Below are 2,161 nucleotides of genomic sequence, written 5' to 3'. Positions count from 1 at the left end.
ATTGTTAGAGTCGATGCCTGGTATTATCCAGGGCACCTCTCCTTCAGAACCGTGCGTGCGATTTTAACCGCACACGGCTCCTAGATATTCTTAGCTCTCGCTTTTGCTCATGTGTAAGTACTGATGGCATGATTGATGTATCATTTCGAGGTTCTTGGGTTTCCAATTACCGTGATTGCCATCCTTATGATGTAAATGAATATCTTCACCTGGAAGAAATTTCATACCACATCTTGCACACGTATGGTTTTGTTTCTTTAAAAACTTAGCTGAAGTTCCGTCGTATAGCTTGGATTCTCTTTCACTCCAGTAAATTAGGTCTCCGTCAAATGGTGATTTATTGCCTTTGACGTTTACAAATCTATTTTCGGAGTATCCAACAGATGCAAAAGCCCTATTGATTAACGCTTCTACTTGGTATCTATTGAGTTTCTTCTGTTTTAAGAAGACTTTAAAAGTCCTTAATCTTATAAACCATAGAGAATCCCTCACGTTACTCATATCACAGTATCGATGGTAGTTTCGCCATCCTCTTATGATTGGTGCTAGTTTTGACGCTTTAACATCAGCCCCATAATTAGAGTTGTTAACGATATCCTTGACTTTCTCACGCATTGCTTTGAAGTTCTCCTCTGAGGGAGTGCTTCTAAACTTTGCGTTGCCTTGAACTTTGAAGTTCCAGCCCAAAAATTCAAATCCATCTGTCGTAGCAGTAACTTTAGTCTTTTCTTTGCTTAGTTCCATACCGCGTTCTTTTAGGAATTCGGATACTTTGGAAAGTACTCTTCCTGCATCGTCTTGAGGCTTTAGAAATATAATCATGTCGTCAGCATATCTGACGCTAGGATGTATTTCTTCTATGCCGTTTAATGCTATGTTTGCTAACAGAGGACTTACTATTCCACCTTGAGGCGTACCTTGTTCAGGGAATTCTGGGTTTATTCCTGCTTTTAAGCATCGGAATATTCCAAGTTTTATAGCCGATGGTGCAATTAGTCTATCGATGATTGATTTATGGCTGATGCGGTCAAAGCATTTCTTTATGTCTAGCTCAATTACTCGCTTTTCGTAGCCTCTTGCAAATGACCTAAGATTAATTTGTATAACCTTTTGGGCATCTTGGGTACATCTTCCCGTTCTGAAGCCGTAACTTCTAGCGTGGAATGTTGCCTCATGGGCAGGTTCTAAAGCGTACTTAACTAGACATTGCCATGCTCTATCCTGGATTGTTGGCACTTTTAGAATGCGGGTTTTACCATTCTTTTTAGGAATAGGTACTTCTCGTAATCCTTGGTGTTTCCAATCGTTACCCATTGAAAGTAGTTTGAATAACTCAAAACGTTCTTTGAATTCCAATGCTTTCTTACCATCAATCCCCGCCGTTTTTCGCCCTTTATTAAGTTGGGTTACTTGACGGATTGCTAACAACTTAGCTGATGCGGATTTCAGAACTAGTTTTTGAAGAGACTTGGCTTTTGCTATGTCACCAACTTTAATAGCTTTGAATATTCTCTTTTGTAGGCGAAAAAGATTCTTGCGGAATTTCTTCCACGGTAGGCTCTTCCAAGATTCACTAGTATTACTACTGTGTCTAATCATACTCTGCTCCATTGAATATTTTCTGAATACCCGACAGCAGTTTCCGCTGTCATCCTACCCGCTGTAAGGGATTCGGCTCAACCTAGCTTACTGAAGTTTCGACTACACTTCAGACCTAAAACAGCGTTTTTACTTGTTCCGCTTCAAAGATACTGGTAGAGACTTAGAGCGATTCAATTTGCCTAACACCTTCCTGGGGAATTGCATTTAACATCTAAAAATTAATGCGGGAGTTGCGGTGTTGAAGTCCTCATGTTTTGTTCAGGTTGAGGCTTTTTTTTAAGGCACTTTTCTAGAATCAGTTTACTCATATCTTTAACTCCATTAGCGCCAGTGTTGTTACCTGCTTGTTTTACAACTGATTGCGCCCTGTTCCCAGCTTCACTCTGTATCAAGGTTGTTAATACTCGGTGTGGGCAGATAAGGAGGTCTAGTCATCCCTGACTGATGGGAGTTGCACCCACTCTTTGAATAGCAGTTATAAGGCTTGGATTTGTGCCCTACTTGACTCATACCCCTCTATTTTCTAGAGGCTCCTAGTCAAAACAAGTCGCACTTAGAT

1 protein-coding gene is annotated in these 2,161 nt (G+C 40.5%); it reads right to left on the bottom strand.

Going from position 1 to position 2,161, the window contains the following annotated elements; translation table 11 throughout:
* Window positions 1–90: 90 nt before the first annotated feature.
* Window positions 91–1,599: a group II intron reverse transcriptase/maturase gene (locus ACM03V_RS34295; protein WP_414625280.1), complete on the bottom strand. Its 1,509-nt coding sequence runs from the start codon at window positions 1,597–1,599 to the stop codon at window positions 91–93.
* Window positions 1,600–2,161: the final 562 nt, after the last annotated feature.

The organism is Calothrix sp. CCY 0018 (assembly GCF_963920925.1).
GTDB lineage: Bacteria > Cyanobacteriota > Cyanobacteriia > Cyanobacteriales > Nostocaceae > Rivularia.
The sequence above is the reverse complement of the archived record's forward strand: the minus strand, read 5'-3'. Positions and strand labels throughout refer to the sequence as shown.